Below are 20884 nucleotides of genomic sequence, written 5' to 3' on the forward strand. Positions count from 1 at the left end.
CAATCCTAAACCCGCTTTGTTAATATGGTATGACAAAGCCAGCAAATTCAAAAGAAAAACCATCGCCTGCGGATACGCCAACAAAAAGGCCGCATGATAATGGCGGTAAAAGCAAAGTGCGTAAAGCAGACCGAATTTATCATGCAGATGAACCGCACGGCGGAGATATTGCCAAACAACATGAACAGGAAGAGCAACCGGTTCATTCGGCGGACGTTAAAGGGTGATTTAACGTTTTAACGCAACAAAATTACCTGCTGATCCCTGCCGAATTAAACTGCAGGTCATATAGTTTGCGGTAAAAGCCGTGCTCTATCCGCAGTAATTCCTGGTGTGTGCCAATTTCTTTTATCTCGCCATGATCAAGCACGATGATCTTGTCGGCGCTTTGGATGGTGGATAAGCGGTGAGCTATCACGATGGCGGTACGGCCCTGCATCAGCTTGTTGATGGCATTTTGTATCAGGATCTCTGTTTCTGTATCTACGGACGAGGTGGCTTCATCCAGCACGAGAATTGCCGGGTTATAAACCAATGCCCTGATGAATGAAATTAACTGCGCCTGCCCGGCGGACAGTGTTGCCCCACGTTCCATAACATTATAGGCATAGCCGCCTGGCAAACGTTCAATAAAATCATGAGCGCCCACGTCTCTGGCGGCTGCGATCACTTGCTCCAATGTTATAGCGGGATTATTCAGGCTGATGTTATTGGCGATGGTATCTGTAAACAAAAACACATCCTGTATTACAGTGGCTATTCGCGAGCGAAGGTAATTAACATCATATTCGCGGATATCTATCCCGTCTACCATTACACTGCCTTTTCCAATTTCGTAAAAACGGTTCAGTATGTTGATGGTGGATGATTTACCGGCGCCGGTAGCGCCCACCAGGGCCAGCGTTTTTCCGGGTTCGATGTGGAAGCTGATGTCTTTTAATACCCAGTTTTCGTCGTTATAAGCAAACCAAACGTTTTTAAATTCTATATCGCCCAAAATACTGGCTGGTTTTAAGGCACCGGTATTTACCGCAACTTCATCGGTATCCAATACCTTGAAGATCCTGTCGGCTCCTACCATGCCCATTTGCAGCGTATTAAATTTATCCGCCAGCTGGCGGATCGGCCTGAAAAGCATATTCAGCAATACGATAAATCCCGTAATTACGCCGGGGGTGATACCGTGTTCTGCCGCTGAGAATGATTTGATTTGCTGATCAGATAAGATCCGTTTACATCCATACCAAACTAACAAGCCGATGCAAATAGCAAACAAAATTTCCACCACGGGGAAAAAGATGGAATAATACCAATTGGAGCGGATATTAGCGTCCCTGTATTTTTTGTTTACGGCGACAAACTTGCGCATCTCCTGGTCTTCCCGCGCGAAATTCTGAATAATGCTGATGCCCGAAATATGCTCCGCCAAAAAAGTATTCAGATGCGCCACCTGTGTGCGTACTTCCTGGAAGGATGATTTTATCGCTTCCTTGAAAACATAAGTAGATAAAAGCAGCAATGGCATCGGGATGAGCGTGATCAGCGCGAGCTTCCAATCCTGGTACATCATGATGCCAATAACAGCAATCACCAGCAGCATATCCCCCATTATGGAAATTAGTCCTTCTGAAAAGATATCGGCAATGGTTTCCAGGTCTGACACGGTTCGGGTAATGAGCATGCCAATCGGCGTGCGGTCGAAATATTTTAACCGCAGGCTGGTGATGTGGTTAAAAATATCAATCCGCAGATCACGGATCACAGATTGGCCGAGGGAGTTGGTCAAATATGTTTGGTAATATTGGGCTATGGTTTGTATAAAGAGCTGTAAAAACATCAGTTCAACCATAAACCGCATGCCGTTATAATCGCTCTTTAAGATATAATTATCCAGTGTTTTTTGGATCAGGATAGGTTGAACAATGGCATTGGCGGCAATAAAAACTGTTAAAAACGCCGAAATGATAAATGTAAGCCGGTAAGGTTTCACATATTTCATTACCCTGCCAAGCAGTTTCCAATCAAGCGCTTTACCGGTTACTTCGGCCATTTTTTATTTACGAATTACGAGTTACGAATTACGATTTTTTTATTTGAAAGATTGTCTGAATTGAGTTAAACATTTAATAAATCTAAAATCGTAATTCGTAAATCTAAAATCAATACAAAACTTCCGTCAGATATAACCCGCATGCAGGTACGGAAGTTCCCGCTTTGCTCCTGTTTTTGCTTTCAATAATTTGCTGCACGGCTTCGGGTTCAATTTCTTTACGGCCAACCATGATGAGCGTACCTACTATTGCCCTTACCATATTACGTAAAAAGCGGTCGGCCGAGATGCGAAAAACGATGCCGCTTTCCGTTTCTTCCCAACGGGCATAAGTAATTTTACAATTATTGGTTTTTACCTGCGTGTTTGATTTACTAAAACAGCTGAAATCAGTATAAGCCATCATCAATTGGGCTGCTTTATTCATCAGCTCCAGATCTGGCCGGTCACGCAACTCCCAGGAATAATTATTTTTAAATGGATCCTTGTTAAAATGAATATGGTATTCGTAAGTCCGCAACCTGGCATCGAAGCGGGCATTTGCATCCGCTGCCACCGGGAATATATCCTTTACAGCAATATCAACCGGTAAAACAGCATTGATACTCCTTAACAAACTTTCCTTTTTTTCCATGGACCATGGACCATGGTCCATGGTCTCTCCTGCGTCGAAATGCGCAAAAAAGTCCTTTGCATGAACGCCGGTATCGGTGCGCCCGCAGCCTGTTGTTTCAATGGGTTGCCTCAATATGATGGAAAGTTTCTCATTCAACACTTGCTGTACGCTCATCGCATTTTTCTGAACCTGCCAGCCATGATAATTGGTGCCGTTGTAGGAGAGCTGAATAAAGTAACGTTGAAGGGTTGCCACAATGCAAAGGTAACAATTGTTAAAATGTTTTGACCCATACCAAAACAGGGCGCAGGGCAATCGCGTTTAAAATACCGGCATGGAATTTTTCGCCCCGACCAGAAAAATTATAAATAAAAATTTTCAAAAAAGCAAGCAAATCGCCGAAAAAATTACTGTCCCAGGTGTCCCAGGTCTATTCATCCGTCCCGGGTGGTTCAGCCGGTTTGGATATCCTAATGCCCTTGCCTGGTCTTATAAATACGTCGTCAACAAAAAGCTATTTTTTTTTAAATACGATTCTGTGAAAGAGGCCTGCTTAACAAAGTCTTACCATCCTGATTTCGTATCGTCCCCCCGCGGATCTGCGCCGCCATGGTAATAACCATCTTTGGTTATCAAAATAGCATCAACGCGGCCGATCTGGCCATGGTCAACCATTTTATAGCCTTTTTTTTCCAGGCGGCTTTTTTCCTCAGCTCTAATAGTTCCCCTTTCCACTTCAATCACATCAGGCAGCCATTGGTGGTGAAAACGTTTTACATCTACGGCCTGCTGCATATCCATGTTAAACTCAATCACATTTAAGATGGTTTGAAATACCGAGGTAATAATGGTAGCCCCTCCCGGTGTCCCAACCACCATAAATAACTTTCCGTCTTTTTCAATAATGGTCGGCGTCATGGAGGATAGCATCCTTTTGCCCGGCTGGATACTGTTTGCCTTACCACCTACTAATCCAAACATATTGGGCGCTCCCGGTTTCGAGCTAAAATCGTCCATTTCATTATTCAGCAAAAAGCCTGCGCCCTTTACAAAAATATGCGAGCCGAAAGAATCGTTCAGCGTGGTTGTGATCGACACTGCATTCCCTTCGGCATCTACAATGGAGTAATGGGTGGTTTGGTCGCTTTCGTAACCGGCTATAATTCCGGGCTGTATGGAAGCGCTCGGCGTGGCTGCATCCCAATTAAAGCTTTTCATCCTCCTTTCGTTATATGCCGGGTTAATCAGGCTATCCACTGGTACCTTATAAAAATCCGGGTCGCCCAGGTATTTCGACCTATCAGCATAAACACGCCGTTCAGCTTCAACTACGAGTTGCACCGTAGAATCAGTATTATGCCCCCACTGGCTCAACGGATACTTTTCAACGGAGTGTAAAAGCTGCAGCAAAGCAACACCACCGCTTGACGGTGGCGGCATAGTTATTATTTTATACCCTTTATAATTTCCGGTAACCGCTTCGCGCCAGACAGAATGATAATTTCCAAGGTCATTTTTGGTCATTATGCCATTACCTCTTTTCATTTCGGCCACTATCTCATCGGCTACGAGGCCACCATAAAAACCTTCTCTACCTTTATCACGGATCAATTCGAGCGTTTTAGCCAGGTCTTCCTGCACCAGCAGGTCGCCCTCTTTCCAGGCATCGTTTTTCAGCAGGTAGGTTTTACCCGGGTTAAGTTTTATGAATTGCCCCTTGTCGTAATTAAGCGCTGATGCAAGTTTCCTGGTTATTTTAAAGCCATTGCGTGCCAGGTTTATGGCAGGTTGCACAAGGTCGGCCCATTTTAATTTTCCGTATTTATGATGCGCCTGGACCATTCCGTCTACAGAACCCGGAACGCCTGATGCCTGGTGCGTATAGAGGCTCATATCAGGTATTATGTTACCTGCGCTGTCCTGGTACATTTTGCTGCCGGCGCTGGCAGGCGCTTTTTCCCTAAAGTCAAGCGTATTGGTTTTTCCGGATGCCGACCGGTAAACCATAAAACCTCCGCCACCAATGTTCCCGGCTTCAGGATGGGTAACCTCCAGGGCGAATTGTACTGCAACCGCGGCATCAACCGCATTACCGCCTTTTTTTAATATATCCAAACCGACCTTTGATGCAAAAGGCGTAGCGCAAACTACCATACCCTTGTTGTATTTGGTTGCATCCTGCGCATAGCAAACATGCACAGTAACAACCAGCAAAAGACATACAGAAAATTTTTGTAGCTTATTTTTTACGATGAAAAAAACATCTCCCCTGCTCCCTGCCATTTTATTTGCGGCAAATATGTTGCTCATAATTAAAGTCATAGTGCGACTAATTTATAACAATTACGGTAATAAATTTTATAATAACCATAATAATACAATTATACATTACATATCCTTTTTCATTTTTTATCTTTGAAAACCAACAATTTAAACGCAAATCTTCTTCGATTTTTGTATTAAAAAGCATAAAACCTCATTTTTGCCGTTTCATTTAAAACAATTACTTATGAAAAAATTATTATTCAGTTCCTTTATTTTAGTTTCCGTTCTATTTCTCAGTCAGCAATCAAAAGCCCAGGATTACAAAACCGCGGTAGGCTTAAAATTTGGCGGCTATGAAAATGGTATTTCCGTTAAATATTTCAGCACACCTGATATAGCCCTCGAAGGCGAATTGGGTTTCCGCGCGCATGGCGTTGTGATCACCGGTTTATACGAGATTCACACTGAAGCTTTTGGTGTAAAAGAATTAAAGTTCTATTATGGTGCAGGCGCACATATTGGTGCCGAAGGCAGCGGAGTTTATCAAACTTTTGACGGCGGCGACCAGGTGTATAACCAAAGCCATATCTTGCTGGGCGTTGATGGTGTTTTAGGGCTTGAATACAAAATCCCCCAAACCCCGGTCGCTATCAGCCTTGACTTAAACCCAAGGGTTGAACTGGCTACAGGGCCGTTTTTTGATATTGCACCCGGATTGGGCTTGAAATATACTTTTTAGGGGTTAAAGATTAGTGATTGGAGATTAGAGATCGGGCATAACTTGTATAATCACCCCTGCAGCAAGATGCTAATCTCCAACCACTTATGTATAACTTAGTAACTTTTGGCTAAACGTCAATTGCAGCTTCTTTTGGACTACCGGACTTTTCTGACTTTCGGACTAATCTCTACCTAACTATAACAATCTTATTGTAATAAACCTTTTGGCCCAATACTATTTTCAGGATGTAACTACCGGGCGCCTGTTTTGATACATCAATTGTTGTTGCAAAATTACCCTGTGTAATGGTTTGCAGGTTGGTATAAACTATTAAGCCTGCTGAATTTATCAGGGATAAATTTAAATTGTTATTAGCGGGTGATGCAAAAATAATGCTTAACTGGTTGCTTGCAGGAACGGGGTAAACTACCAAGCCAATATCGCCGGTATTTCCCTTGTTTGAGGTAAGCACATACACATAATTATCAGATAACAACTGGCAACCCGTACTAAGGTTGATGCCAAGGGTGTAATTTCCACTTTTGGCCGGGATATAGGTTTGACCGGTAGCACCATCAATTGCTTTACCATCAACATACCATTGGTTCCCTGCCAAAAAATTAGAAGTAAGCGCTGTTCCATTGAGGCTGATTACAGGTTGGGTAAGGGAAACTGCCTGTCTTGCCGGGGCCGCGCAGCCGGGGCTTTGTAATTTCAGATCATAAAAATAGTAGTAAAAGTTTTTATAGTAGGCCGTGTCCGTACCTGAAGCAGCATTATTACCATCAATACTAAAAACATTCCCTATTTTAAAAGGATAGCCGCTTACCCCGGTATTGCTGCGGTAAATAGTTGCTGTACTGTCAAATACGACAGTTAGGGTATAGGCGCCCGCGGCAGGCAGCAGTAAATTTAAAGGATATACGGCGCCCTGGTCGCTCGGATCGTCGGCTTGGGGGCCCGGAGTCGGATTAGTTCGGGTAGCAACCGTATTAATGGTAGTCGTTGATACCACCTGTCCATTGCCGTTAGCAACGTTAAAGGTTATTTTGCCGGAATTACCAATGTACAGGCGTGCGCTTTTAATTATTACAGGAATGCGCGTGCTTATATTGACATACGGTGTAAATTGGTTGTAACCGCCGCCGCTGAATGCATATTTGGTAGCCGGGCCAATACTTCCTTTAAAATCATTCAAACCAGCGTAATAGCTATTATTTATGGGTGCCTGCGCAACAGTTGCGGGCGAACCGAAGGCAAAAGGAATAGTATCAGCAACATGTTGGTACCAAAGTAATTCGCCGTCGCCCAGGCCTGAAAGCTGGTAGTTTTTATTGTTATTACAGTAATAGGCTGATAAATTGGTGATGGTTGACGGGGTATTGATGGTAACCGTTTCCGTTGCCTGGTTGTTGGTACTTATCGGGTCATTGCCAAGGTTGGTTGAAGCTGTTATGGTGTAAACGGCGCCAGCAACAGCGGTAAAGCTGCCGTTCAGCGTAAATGCTTCCTGATCCCCGGGCTGCAGGGCTGCGCTGTATGTTTGGTTTAAGGTGGTTACCGTTTGACCGGGACCGGTTATCACCACCTTTACGGGGATGTTGCTGATGGGTTTACTCCCGTAATTTTTAATCATCACCGTAATTTGCGGGTTGCCCGGGCACGTGCCCGTGGTATCCGGAGACACAATTGAAGCTATCCCGGCATCCGTACTTGTTTGTAAAAACTGCACGCGGAAATCTTCAGTTTCGCCTTTGGCATAGTTTCCGCATGGTTTTATGGTTGATGTATCGCTGGTTTCGGCCAGCACAACACGTAGCAGACTATAATCTCCAGGAATAACGGTAGCGGGAACTGTAATATTGGTACTGTATGTCCCGGTTCCACTGATGATCCCTGTTGTAGCGGCCAGCTCGTCTGTATCAAAAACACCGTTACCATTCCAGTCGATATATATTTTAGCCGCTTTATTAAAATTGCTGCCACAGGTGCCTAATGTTATGTTTAAAGGATATGTTTTTCCCTGTTCCAGCTGAATAGTTTGATCGGTATGATCTGAATAAGTAGTGCAACCCGCGGATGCTGTATAGTTAAGGTTAGCAAGTGACAGGTTATTCACCTTCGAATCAGCATTGGACAATGGCGCTGATGCACAGTAAGCCTGCCCCCCTGAACCTGTTACAATCAACGAATAATCCTGTAGTCCACCTTTCAAAGTGCCTTTGTGTGTTACAGTAATTGTATAGGCTTTGCCAGGTACCGTTCCGGGTATCATCACCTGTTCAACATTATCCACTACATTGTCGCCTTTTTTTGCAGGCGCAGAGGGATGGTCAGGATCAAGCACCCAGGGGTAAAAAGTTGTTGAGCCATCGTTAACGCGGATATCAAGGTCATTCACCAATTTGGGGATCCGGCTGTTAACCACACCATCCGCATTGGCCTGTCCTGCGGGATCCGTCCATGAAATAGTTGCTGATAAAAGGCCGTTTCCCGAGGCAATAACGTTGTAGGATTGCGTTTGCCCCTGCGGCAAGGTTGCTTCCGCCAATAAGCTTCCTGATCCGCTATTTGTTAACACCTGTGCTGCTTTCTTCATATCCAGCAGGCCCCAGCCATAAATATAATCCGGACCAGCATTGCCGGCGTCAAAAGCCGTGTGGCAGGCAAGCCCCTTAAGGGTTGCTGCGCGCATAAAACCCCCGCTGTGTTTTTTGGCATAATATTCCTGCAACAGGTATAAGGACCCTGTGACATTTGGTGCAGCCATAGAGGTGCCCGACATGGTAACATAACTACTTGAACTTGCAGCCCCGGCGGAAGTAACATCTACTCCATCGGCAACGATATCCGGCTTTACCCGTCCGTCGTCCGTTGGCCCCCAGCTGCTGAAATAGGCGATAGAAATATCGTTGCTGTTAGCCGGGCCATTGGGCAAAGGGTTTACCGCGCCTACGGTGAGTATATTTTTTGCATTTCCCGTGGAACTGATCACATCGTAAGCGCCGTTGCTGCTGATTGTAGTTGGCCTTGGGCCTTTATCTACCATTGTTTGATTATTGTTGCTTTGAAAGCCAAAATAATCCTGTCCGACATCCGGGCCGGGATAAGCATGTGCATTGCCTGCTGATTCAACAATTAAATAATAAGGTGCATTAAAAGCGATCTGGTCATACTGCATCGTCCGGGTTCCGTAAAATCCGAAGTTATAATCCACCGTATCTCCGGGTAAACCGTACCATTCCCAACGGTTCTGGTCGTTGTTAAAATTCCAGCCTGCTTCGTCGCCGTAGGAGTGGTTTGACAATAATAAACCCGATGAGGCTGCAGTCATCTTTGATACATCATTATCAAAATAATACGAATGCAGGGTAGCCGCATTAAACGCCATACCCTGTGCGGGCAGATACACGCCTTTTGCTATCATCGTCCCGGCCACATGGGTAGCATGATCTGCCACCGGTTGCGAATCCTCCAGCGTTATTGTTTTACCTGCAAATTCCTGGTGTGCTTTATCCACTTCTCCGCCGTCCCAAATGGCAAGTTTATCATTTAAAAACGTAGCTGAGCCCGAAAGGTTCAGGCCCAAAAGCCCTCCCGGTTGTACGGCATTGGTTTGGGTAGTTGCCGCGGCTATAATATTGTCATAGGTAACCAGGTAAACCGGGTAACCCAGGGCATTTATACCTTGCAGTAAAGCTAGTCCGTCGTTTTTTGTTTTCCTGGTTACGGGCCATCCGTGGGTTTTAGCCAGCGTAATTGCCTTTTGATAATTTGCCTGGAATAAAATACTTAACCGGGCGGAGGTATCAGCCAACTCCCTGCTTTTTACATCGGAAACCAATTTGTGCTGACCAAATGTTTCAGATGCTGTACACAGCAAAAAACATACTATCAAAAATGCTGCGTAAAATTTATACATACCGCCAATGATAATTAATCAGGACTATTTACGTCCTATTATTTTTCTTTAAAACCAATTGAATTATGATCCGTCTCCGGGGTACAATATATCAGGAATTTGAACATTTCCCACATTTAAATTGAAATGTCAAATCGATTTAATCAGAAGATTCACGATTGATTATTTCTTAAAAGAATATCTTTTTAAGAAACCCTATTGGCGTTTTTTACGTATATGACTAAATAATATTCACAAAAGATATTTTTTTGCCTGAATAGCTGTAATTACTAACAACTTGTGAATAATAAATGTTTATTAGACAGAAATTTTATTTAATATTTGCTCCAATAGCTTGAAATCTTACTTGTTAACAATAGAATCGATTGAAAAAAACGTTTTTCCTTTTCCATTTTATCATTGTTTCTATATTTTGCATAAAAAGTGCGGAAGCGGCTATAACTTATACATGGAAAGGCGGATCCAGCGGCACCTGGAATCTTGCCTCGAACTGGACACCGTCCAGCGGTAGCTTATATCCCGGAACGGCGACGTCCGACATAGCGATATTTCCGTCAGGCGGTACTTTCACAGTTACCTTGAACGCCGCTATTTCCCTTGCTAACATTAATGAAACTTCAGGCACAACATTATTAACAATCAACACCGGGGGCAAAGCAATAACTGTAAGTTCGGGCATTGCGCTTGGCACCAACTCCTCTTCGCTCACATTTCTGGGTTCAGGAGCGGTTTCTATTGCTGGAATGACGTTCCAGAATGGTGATTTTTTAAACTGCGGCTCAGCCACCGATGCTACTACCCAGGTAACGTTTACCGGTGCAAACATTACGCTGGCGGCTAACAGCGGAAATGGCATATTTAACTACGGCACTTTTAATTTAACCAGCTCATTGTTATACACAGGTTCAAGCTCGCAAATTAATAATGAAAGTGGCGGCATCTTCAGTTGTACATCTTCAAGCATATACCTGCAGGGCGGCTCGAGTTCCATAATCAATAGCGGAACCTTCAACATGTTATCAAGCTCTGTTTATTTGAATGTAAATCCATGCGCTATTACAAATAACCCAACCGGCTCCTTTAATATGAACGGCGGTTCGCTGATATCCTACACGGCCAGCAATAACGAGGAGATCTATAATTATGGTACATTTAACGCGACTACCGGAGCCAATAGCATTACGATGATCTCCGGCGCATCTGATAATACGATCTACAATTACGGCACTTTCAATGCAGGTTCAGGCACCTCTTCAGTTTGTACTATTACACTGGCCGCTACACGGGGCGATATCAAAAACACCAGCGCAACTTTATCCGGCACCACTTATAACGGCATTTTCAACCTCGGTTCGGGCTCCGTTATTAAATTCGATTCCTCATGCAGCAACTGCCAGGTTAATAACGATGCAAGTTGCGCTTCGTGTACTTTTAACCTGATATCGGACGCAAACAGTTCAGCAACTATTTACCAGATTCCATCGGGCTCAACCTGTCCGGGAACATTCAACGTTCAGCGATACTTGCAGGGTGGCAGCACTTTTACAAGCGGCAGATGGGTGTACCGCAACTACCGGCTGATGTCGTCACCGGTAAATACTGTTTCTTCAAACAGCAGTTCAACAGCTACCTACCCGGTTAGTTTAAAATACCTGGCGAACAGTGCCATTGTAACAGGTGCAAAAGGAGGCTATGCCTATCCCAGCACATTTAATTCGGCAACGGCTTCAGGGAACCCGTCTATTTACTTTTACCGCGAAGACATCACCCCCAGCAACACCACTTTTACAAGCGGAAACTTTATTGGCGTTACGGATATAACAGACCAAACGAATTACACCGTGGGCCTGTCAGACGGTTCAACGCCAAAAATTTCTATTGGCAACGGCTTCTTCTTCTTCTTCAGGGGAAACAGAACAGCGTCAATAGGCACCAGCCCCGGCAAAACCACCTATCCTTACGTAGCGCCGGAACCGACAGTTTTTACCGCCAGCGGCTACCTTAACCAGGGCGCGTACCAGGTACAAAATTGGGTGTCGGGGGGCGGAAGTTTAAAATATGAAGTCAACCCCACGTATAATGGCGTTAGCCAAAATAACAGTGCGGTTAGGGGATTCAACCTGGTTGGCAATCCGTACCCTTCATCAATAGACTGGGAAACTTATAATGCATCAAATACATCAACTACAGGTATTGTTGTAAATACAACTTCAGGTGTCGCCAACGTTTCGCCAACCATATGGGTATTTAATCCATTTACCAACCAATATAATACTTATATGAAAGGAGATGGTGGTATAGGAAAAGGCAGCAGCGGAACTGGTAATGGCAGTACCAATGCAAATATTATTGCAAGCGGACAAGCATTTTTTGTTCAGGCTGTTAACCATGCTTCTACTTTAACTTTTTACGAAACCGCTAAATCTATCTCACAACCGGCATCAGGCTACCTGCTGATGGGATCGCCGCCGCCCAGCACAACCCCGCAATATATGCGTCTCATTCTGCAAAAAGATTCCATCAATAACGATGACATGCTGGTTTTCTTTAATTCAGCTGCGAGCGAAAAATACAGCCCCTATGAAGATGCAGCATATTTCCCCGGATTAACCGCTCCGGAAAGCCTTGCGAGCATTTCAGGCGACAGTGTCAAATTGGCAATTAACCGTTTACCCCTGCCTGATCAAAAAGCGCCACGTATTATCCCGCTGTCTGTTTCGGCGGCCGAATCCGGTCAATATACTTTTTTAAGGACTGATTTAAAAGCCATACCGCAACTGTATAATATTTGGCTTACAGATAAGTATACAGCCGATTCGCTGGATCTTCGAAATAACACGACCTACAAATTTAATATAGATCTTAGCGACACAGGTACTTTCGGAAATCACCGTTTCCAATTGGTTATCCGCCAAAACCCTGCGTTAATGGTGCACCTGTTAAATTTTGCAGGCGCAAAAACATCAAATGGCGCGCAAATTACGTGGATAACTGAAAACGAAGAAAACTATACCAATTTTACAGTTGAAAGGAGCAGCGACGGCGGAACCACTTTTAGTGTTTTAGGGGGCGTTGCCTCGGGCGCACAGGGAACGTACAGCTTTCTTGACAAAAATCCTCCGGCAGCCGCAGTTATGTACCGCTTAAAGATAACAGACCTAAACGGCACCGTCACCTATTCAAATATTGTTACCCTAATGTACGCCGGCACTAACAACACTTTGGCAAGCAATATCAGCGTTTATCCAAATCCAGCAAGCAATGTAATAAACCTTGCCATCAGTGAGCCTGCGACCGGTTCGCTGCCAGGTGTATCAAGCCTGCCAAATACCTTAAATCAAGGTGCAAGCGGTAGCAGCAATACATCTTACAGCATTAAAATTGTTAATATCACCGGATTAGTTATTAAAAGCGTCACTACTACGCAAACGGTTTGCCAGGCTAATATCGGCAGCTTATTACCGGGCACCTATATTATCCAGGTTTTAAATAATAAGGATAACAGCATTGTTGGTAAAACCACATTTATTAAACAGTAAGCTACCCGCTTATTTGCATACACTGTACTATAATTACATATGCTGCTTTATTAAAATTAACAAAATCACCATACAAAATTTTCTGGCACCCGGTCTATTGTTGCAAATAACTTTTTTTGGAACACTATTTGCCTATTAAGGTGAACACATTTAATAAACGAGAATAGCGCGGGTAAAAACGGGGAATATATTCTAAAATATTTAACAGCAATTTTCAACCCCTTCCACACTGGTTAACCCTTCCGAAAACATCCTGTTTTATAGGTTAATTTCGATATACACAAGAGAAACTTTTAAATATTATCCACATTTATTTTATTATGTCGCACTTATTTCTTTAAATTGAAGGCCCTTTACCCTTTTATGGCAAGAATTTTGCCTTTTGATGAATTATTGTGAATAACTTGAAAACAAAAATACTCGTCTGCTTTTTGCTGACCGGGATATTGCAGGCTTTTAAAAGCACAGGCGCCATTACCTCTGCTGGTATCAAAACTGCTGCATCCAACAACAAAGGTGCGTTTGAAAAAATCCGCACTTTGGAACGGGGGCATTTTGTCCATATTGCACACACGGTTAACAAACAGGTGAGAAAAATATTTAACCACGGCATGAATCGCCATCTGCGGGAAAACTTCGTAAGAAATAACACCAATAGTACCGCACTTGATAGCGTCACCAAACTCCTGCGTTTACAATTATACCTCGATCAATATAATTATGATGAAATCGTGATCGGCTTTAACTCAGGCGCTAAAACAACCTACGATTTCAATGAAGATTCAAAATATTTGCAGGGCATCAACGCAGCTGAAGGGCTTTCAAGTTTTTCGAGCGATGGCGTACCGCTGGCAATTAATTTAGTTCCATTGCCAAAACAAAACCCCGAGGTAATAAAACTTGACGTAGAAGCCCAAAAAAGCGTGTCCTTTACCTTCAAACGCAAACAACTTGACCAAATCCCCGCTATTTATAATATCTGGCTGAAAGATAACTACAAGAAAGACTCTGTAAACTTCAGGGTTGATTCAAATTATTCATTTACAGTAAATAAGGCCGACAGCGCCACCTTTGGAAGCAATCGTTTTAGTGTAATCATCAGCAAGGAGCCGGCTGCTGCATTTAAATTACTGGCTTTTAACGCTACAAAAGACAACAACGGGGCACAAATATCCTGGGATACCCAAAATGAAGAAAACACAACAGCATTTTCAGTCCAAAGAAGCAGCGATGGTGGCTTGGTATTTAAAACCCTGGACAGTCTTAAATCAACCGGAGCCGGCAGTTACAGCTATATTGATAACAACCCGCCTGCTGCCACAGACGAGTACCGTCTAAAAGTCACGGACCTTAACAATGCCGTTACTTTTTCAAATACAATAACGCTGATCTATGGAAATGCAACCAAGGCCATCACCGGCAATATCAGCATTTATCCCAACCCATCCAGTAACACCATCAACCTTACAATTAACCAGGCCGGCAATGGTTCGTCAACCAGTACGCTGGCAACGCAAAGCGCCGGGCCATTCCTATCGCTGGCAGCAACCACAAATACTTTATACAGTATTAATATCGTGAGCACGTCGGGCGCTATTATCAAAACAGGAATGTCCTCGACCACAACATGGCAGGCGAATATCGTCAGCCTGTTACCCGGCACCTATATCATCACAGTTATTAACAATAATGATAAAAAACTGGTAGGCCGGAGCACCTTTGTAAAGCTATAGTAAACACTGTTGGTTAATGCGCGCTATAGGTTCGGCAAGGCCCCTGCTTTGCCCTGTCTCTCCTTCTAAAAACCCTTCACCCGTTTTTCAATATAGAAAAATAATTATCAGCTATTTTGGCAAAATAGGTGTGTTTAAAGTTAACCTTAAAGAAGAAAACTTTAAAGCCAGCCTTCTCCCTTTATTTCTTTTTATTTAATTGTTAATCATCATTAACCATTAGTATAATGACCTGTAATAAATTCCGAAACAATCCCCATTTATTTAATTAAAAACAGGTTGTAATAAAAGCAACCATCTGCGTATTCCACACACAAAATCAACAAATGTTAATAAACCGGGCATTTGTTGAGAAATACCGCCTTCTTGCAGCAACCTTCCGCTTTACACGGAGATAAAAATATTTCACCTTAGTAGAAGGTGAGATAGGCCTGATTTTGATTTGATAAATTATTAATTATTGATTAAAGCAATAATTGTCAGTGTGACAAAAGTTGGATAAAAGAAGGATTTATTTGAATACTTCATTATCCAGTTTGCGCTTTGCTGCTAAAAGGCAAAGCGCCGATGACTTAATTAATGTATGGCTATTACGCCCCTTACGCATATACTAAATAACATGAACATTAAAAGGCCGTTGTTTAAAGCAATCGGGAAGCAAACACAAAAGGTTCTTCCTGTATTAATTTTACTTCTCTTTGTTTTTAATGCAGCGTACAGCGCCAGAACCGTAACTGCAATCTCCGTAGGATCACAAACAGGTACAGCTACCTTTGGCACAGGAACTTCGGTTACCTATACCATTACATTAACCAGGGGTGGTAATAACGCTACCGGGTCTGATGCAATAAGCATAAGTGCATGGAGCCCGAGTACGCCAACGGGAGTTACAGCTACTTTCAGCCCTGCTTCTCCTTATAATTGCAACCTCGTTACAACCGTCACCTTAACTTTAACAACTACCGCAGCAACCGTTGCCGGTGCATATACTTTTACCGTAAAAAATATTGATGCAAACGGCGGTGGTACTTCAACATCAACCGGCACCTTAACCTTACTGCCAACCACCCCAACCATAAGCGGAGGCGGTTCTGGCTGCGCGGGGGGCATAACACTTACCGCTTCAGGCGGTTCGCCGTCCGGCGGAACATACAACTGGTATAATGTTTCAACCGGCGGAAGTGTGCTGGCTACCGGAACCACTTACCCGCCAACAGCAGCCGGTACCTATTATGCATCATACACGTCCTCTTCGGTAGAAGGCGCCCGCAGCTCAGGAACGGCGGTAACTTTAACAGGCGGGCCGATCATTTCAACTGCTCCAACCAGCCCGACGAGCGGTTTATATTTGTCTTATCCATTTACAGGCAATACCACCGACGCATCAGGTAATAGCAATAACGGAACCATCCGCGGCACAGTAACGGCAACAGCCGACAGGTATAATGCCAGCAACAGCGCATATAAGTTTAATGGATCTACGGGATATATTTCTACCGCCACAGGCATAGCCGCGCCCGGGCCACAAAATCTTTCCATCAGCGTGTGGTTTAATACAAGTACTGCCGGAGGGATGCTGGTAGGTTACAGCGCTTCGCAAACTGGGCTGGGCTCTCAATATGACCGGCATATTTATATGGATAATTCGGGCTATGTATATTTTGGCCTGTACGCTACTTCAACCGGCACCGCTAATACAATAGTGTCAACATCAGCCTATGCTGACGGAACCTGGCACCATGCTGTTGCAACATGCTCAACTACCTCTGGAAGCTGCCTGTATATTGACGGGGAACTACAGTCCTCAAGTTCAACCATGACGGCGCCCGAAACTTATACAGGCAACGGCTACTGGCGGGTGGGCTATAATAATTTAGCCGGATGGACGAATCCCCCAACTGATTATTATTTCACAGGTTCACTGGATGATATAGCGGTTTATAACACCGCTATAAGCGCATCGCAGGTTTATACATTGTATGGAGCGGGTAGCGCGCCAACCTGCGCTAACAGCACTCTTGCACTACAAGTTAATACGGTTAGTGGTGATACTTATTCATGGACGGGCCCAAACAGTTTTACATCAACATCACAAAACCCTACGGTTTCAACCAGCGCAACAACAGCTATGGCGGGTACTTATACCTGCACGGTTACCAGCCCAGGCGGCTGTACTTCATCCATTGACGTTACTGCTGTTGTAAATGCCGCGCCAACTTCTGCATTCACAGCATCTTCATCAGTGATCATAGGCGCTAACGCGACCATAACTTACAGTGGCACCTATTCAGCGAGCAATACCTACACCTGGAATTTTAACGGCGGCACTATTGCCTCCGGGTCTGGCGTTGGCCCTTATACCGTCAATTGGTCCACGTCGGGCTCAAAAACGGTAACACTTACGGTAACAAACTCAGGGGGCTGTTCCTCTACATCAACTCAAACAGTTACCGTAGGTTCGTACGGCAATTATGCTTTTAGCGATCCGATCACTTTGAACAGCGCCTCACTGGGTATAACATCTAATTTAACAAACTTTCCGGCTTTGCTAAGTATCCAGGATAATAACCTGATTATTTCAGGGGCTTGTACCGATAAGGTGTATTACCCAAATGGACCAAATTATGACTTTGCTTTTTATGACAATACAACAGGGGCCGAATGCTATTACCAGGTGGAGAGCTACAACCAAACCACGGGTACCTTACTTGTTTGGGTGCAGATACCCACGCTGACCTACGCCACTAATAAAAGTATAACATTTTACTATGGCTCAACATCGCCATCAACAACCCATAATACGGCTTTTTATCAAAACACCTGGGCAAGTGATTACAAAGGTGTATTCCATTTTAATGAATCGAGCTATTCGGGTTCAGTTACAGACGGCTCCTCAGGTGCGCATACCGGTACTACCAGCGGCATGACCTCTGCGGACCTTGTTACCGGAAAAATAGGCACTGCCTATTCATTTAACGGCTCTTCAAAAAAAATCACATTTGGCTCCATCCCCATCACCGGTACTTTTACACTTTCGGCATGGGTTAAGTTAGCTGCGATAAACATAGACCAAAAAGTAATGACCAATCAATCAGCCGCAGGAAACAGCAGTGGCGGATATAAGCTTGGCGTTTATACCAATAATTACCCGGAAACAGAATCCGGCACAGCCGGCGACAGAGGTTCGACACCATTCCCAACCGCATTTACAACCGGTACCTGGCATTATATACAGGGTGTTTATACCGGATCAACGCTAAGCACTTATGTTGATGGCTCGGCTTATGAAGTTTTAAGCACAACTAACAACCCCTCGGGTACCAATCCTTTTTATATAGGCGTAGGCGAAGGCGGAACTCAATATTACTTCAATGGCATTATTGACGAAGCCAGGGTATCATCCACTGCTAAAAGCGCCGATTGGATAAAAGCCGAATATGCTGACCAAAATAACCCCACAACTTTTACAACAGTTGGCTCAACCTCAACAAACAGCACCAACGCGGCCACCATATCGGGTGCATTAACCTATACCTGGACAGGTTCAACCAGCACCGACCCCACCGTTGCGTCAAACTGGAACAATACCACCGCCGGAACCACCAGCCAGTTACCGGCGTTTGACGGCAGCGCCACATTAGTGATACCGGCCGGGTTAACCAATTACCCTTCATTAACAGCCGATGCAAGCTTATATGGCTTAACCATAGCCAGCGGCGCTTCGTTAAATTTAAACGGCCATACCCTGAGCGTGGGCTGCAATATTTACAATAGCTCAGGCGGTCAGATTTTGTATGGGAGCACCCTTACATCAGGCATCACCTGGAACGGATCGGCTTCAACACAAACTTATACCGGCTCCAGTACCTCAAATACGGCTCAATTGGGAAACATGACCATAAATAACTCCGCAGCAGGAACCGTTACCCTTAGCGGCGGCCCTGTTGATATCTATAATACACTTACCATAACAAAGGGGAACCTGGTGATAGGCTCTTCGCCTGCGGCTTTAACATTAAAAAGTACAGCCGCGCAAACTGCAAGTGTAGCCGCCATCCCAGCCGCGTATTCAATCACCGGGAATGTAACCGCCGAACGTTTTATTACCGGAGGAAACACCTACCTCGGTGGTAAGTGGATCTACCGGAACTACCGGTTAATGTCTTCACCTGTAAATGAAGGCGTAAACAGCGGCAATTATCCGTATAGCTTAAATTATTTGGGCGCCAGTACCATTATTACAGGTTGCACTTCGTCCTATGCCACGTATTCAGGAAACCCGAGCTTGTATTTGTATAACGAAGCTTATACACCCTCCAATTTTAGCTTTACGAGCGGTAACTTCATTGGTGTCAGCAATATCAATAACACTGCTGCAAGCGGCCATATCACTACTACCGATGCCGCCCATCCCTCGGCAAATGTGTATGCAGGAGACGGATTTATGATGTATTTCAGGGGTAATAATATTAATAACCTTACCGGCTCGCCCAGTAAAACAAGCGCCCCCTATGTTGCACCCGAAAATGTGATCTTCTCAACCACCGGAAATTTAAACCAGGGTACCTATTCGGTGGTATCATGGACAGGTGCTGCGGGCCTGATGTACACAACAAGCAACGCAGGCAACTCCTCCGTACGCGGCTTTAACCTGGTAGGGAACCCCTACCCCAGTTCAATTGACTGGAGCACCTTCAGCAACTCAAGTTCATCCGCGGCTATTTACGGGTTACATGTAAATCCCACCATTTATATCTTAAACCCCGTTACCAGTAACTTCGACACCTACAATGCAACCACTAATATAGCCACGGGGAGTGCAAGCAAGATTATATCAAGCGGGCAGGGCTTTTTTGTACAGGCCAACGCAGCTTCGCCGACGCTCACCTTTACCGAGAACGCTAAAACAAGTACCCAGGTTAGCGGCAGCAACCTGCTATTGGGTACTCCGGACGCACAAAGCGCCTATAATAGCTATTTACGAATGAAACTGGTGACCGATACCCTTAATAATGATGAAATCGTCATTGGGTTTAACAGCACATCGTCTGTTAAATTTAATGGCGCTGAAGATGCTCAGTTTATGCCCGGTTCCGGGTCGGCTCAATCCATCGCCGCCTTGAGCGCGGATAGTGTAAGTACCGCTGTAAAATGGGTTCCCTTACCTAAAAGTGCTCTTAGCCAGGCCATCAGGCTAAACGTTTCAGCAAAGGCAAGCGGCACCTATACGTTAATACGGACGGATTTTAAAGCCATACCGAAACTTTACCAGGTTTGGTTGATGGATAATTACAAAAAAGATTCGCTTGATATCCGGAACAATACCACCTACACCTTTGATATCAGTCATTCCGACACCGCCAGTTTTGGCAACAACCGCTTCAAAGTGGTTGTACGCCAGGACCCGGCATTAATGGTGCATTTATTGAATTTTATTGCAAACAAGATAACAGGGGGGGCACAGATTATCTGGGTAACTGAAAACGAAGCAAATTACACCAATTTCACGGTTGAAAGAAGTATTGACGGGGGAAAAACCTATACGGTTTTAGGGGGCGCTGCATCCAATGATCTTGGCACCTATAGCTATTTGGATAAAAGCCCTGTAACCGGCGCAAACCTTTATCGCCTGCAGATTGTTGACCTTAACGGTACCATCAGCTACTCAAATATTGCAACAGTAATGTACGGTAAAACAACAAGCCTGGTTAAAACCGGAATTGTTGTGTACCCCAACCCGGCGAGTACTATTATTAACTTAGCAATAGCGCCCGGATTTAATTCGAATACGGGCTCATCCCAGGGATCAACAACAACCTATGAAGTTCAAATCGCAAATATTTTGGGTGCAACTGTAATTAAAACAACAACCAGCCAGCAAAGCTGGCAATCAAACATAAGTGCATTAATGCCCGGCACTTACGTCATTAATGTAACCAATGCAAAGGATAACAGCGCCGTAGGGCAAACAACATTCATTAAGTTATAATTCAATAAAAAGTTACCCTGATTTTTAAATCGGTGCAGGAAGGGTCTTA

Annotated in this window: 9 protein-coding genes; 5 read left to right on the forward strand and 4 right to left on the reverse strand. The window is 44.3% G+C overall.

Annotated features, from left to right (window positions below; all coding sequences use genetic code 11):
- Window positions 1-29 precede the first annotated feature (29 nt).
- Window positions 30-227 (forward strand): hypothetical protein, encoded by a 198-nt coding sequence (locus MgSA37_RS22505; RefSeq protein ID WP_096355238.1) that lies wholly within the window; start codon window positions 30-32, stop codon window positions 225-227.
- 23 nt (window positions 228-250) lie between these two features.
- Here the strand turns inward: MgSA37_RS22505 and MgSA37_RS22510 are convergent, their stop codons facing one another.
- The 3 genes from MgSA37_RS22510 to ggt form a co-directional block, all read right to left on the reverse strand.
- Complete coding sequence (locus MgSA37_RS22510) at window positions 251-2050, reverse strand: ABC transporter ATP-binding protein (protein WP_096355240.1); 1800 nt, start codon at window positions 2048-2050, stop codon at window positions 251-253.
- 109 nt (window positions 2051-2159) lie between these two features.
- The gene (truA, locus tag MgSA37_RS22515) at window positions 2160-2921 is read right to left on the reverse strand and encodes a tRNA pseudouridine(38-40) synthase TruA (protein ID WP_197706033.1); all 762 of its coding nucleotides are present in this window, start codon (window positions 2919-2921) and stop codon (window positions 2160-2162) included.
- 309 nt (window positions 2922-3230) lie between these two features.
- Entirely contained in the window at window positions 3231-4976 is a 1746-nt protein-coding gene (gene ggt, locus MgSA37_RS22520; RefSeq protein WP_232010714.1) for a gamma-glutamyltransferase, read from the reverse strand.
- A gap of 199 nt (window positions 4977-5175) precedes the next feature.
- Here ggt and MgSA37_RS22525 point away from each other — a divergent pair, with 199 nt between their 5' ends.
- Entirely contained in the window at window positions 5176-5670 is a 495-nt protein-coding gene (locus MgSA37_RS22525; protein WP_096355242.1) for a hypothetical protein, read from the forward strand.
- Window positions 5671-5839: 169 nt separating this feature from the next.
- Here the strand turns inward: MgSA37_RS22525 and MgSA37_RS22530 are convergent, their stop codons facing one another.
- Window positions 5840-9574: a S8 family serine peptidase gene (locus MgSA37_RS22530; RefSeq protein WP_096355244.1), complete on the reverse strand. Its 3735-nt coding sequence runs from the start codon at window positions 9572-9574 to the stop codon at window positions 5840-5842.
- Between the two features lie 365 nt (window positions 9575-9939).
- Between MgSA37_RS22530 and MgSA37_RS22535 the strand changes: the two genes are divergently transcribed.
- From MgSA37_RS22535 to MgSA37_RS22550, 3 genes are all read left to right on the forward strand, one after another.
- Window positions 9940-13113: a T9SS type A sorting domain-containing protein gene (locus MgSA37_RS22535; RefSeq protein ID WP_096355246.1), complete on the forward strand. Its 3174-nt coding sequence runs from the start codon at window positions 9940-9942 to the stop codon at window positions 13111-13113.
- Between the two features lie 404 nt (window positions 13114-13517).
- Window positions 13518-14846 carry a T9SS type A sorting domain-containing protein gene (locus MgSA37_RS22540; RefSeq protein WP_096355248.1) on the forward strand — a complete coding sequence of 443 codons (1329 nt, stop codon included), beginning with the start codon at window positions 13518-13520 and terminating at the stop codon, window positions 14844-14846.
- 619 nt (window positions 14847-15465) lie between these two features.
- Window positions 15466-20835 carry a DUF2341 domain-containing protein gene (locus MgSA37_RS22550; RefSeq protein ID WP_172885360.1) on the forward strand — a complete coding sequence of 1790 codons (5370 nt, stop codon included), beginning with the start codon at window positions 15466-15468 and terminating at the stop codon, window positions 20833-20835.
- Window positions 20836-20884: the final 49 nt, after the last annotated feature.

The organism is Mucilaginibacter gotjawali (genome assembly GCF_002355435.1).
GTDB classification, from domain to species: domain Bacteria; phylum Bacteroidota; class Bacteroidia; order Sphingobacteriales; family Sphingobacteriaceae; genus Mucilaginibacter; species Mucilaginibacter gotjawali.